Annotated in this window: 1 pseudogene; it reads left to right on the forward strand. The window is 64.6% G+C overall.

Annotated elements, in window-relative coordinates:
• Nucleotides 1-40: 40 nt before the first annotated feature.
• Nucleotides 41-379 (forward strand): annotated as a pseudogene (locus VBE63_RS31240) (ParA family protein); the annotation flags it as partial.

Here is a 379-nt window from a genome sequence, read left to right on the forward strand (position 1 = left end):
CGCCAAGGAGTGGTCGAGGAGCCGTGAGCGAGACGCGCCCGTGGTGATCTCTGCGCATGCCTCGCAGCTCGATGAGGTCTTAGCCACGGCGAAGGACAACGGCGCGTCGCTGTGCATCATCGATACCGCGCCACATTCGGAGCGCGATGCGCTTGCAGCGGCGCGAGCGGCCGACCTGATCCTGATCCCCTGTCGTCCCACCGTTCTGGACCTGCGGGCCATCAAGTCCACGAAGGATTTGGCCGATCTGGCACGGGTTCCCGCGCTGGCGGTCATCAACGCTGCACCACCGCGTGGTCATCTTGCGGATGAGGCGGTTGAGGTCATCAAAAACTACGGCCTTGAGGTTGCTCCCCTGGTCCTCACGCAGCGGGCTGCA

The sequence above is a fragment of the Lamprobacter sp. genome, from assembly GCF_034860625.1.
Lineage (GTDB): Bacteria > Pseudomonadota > Gammaproteobacteria > Chromatiales > Chromatiaceae > Lamprobacter.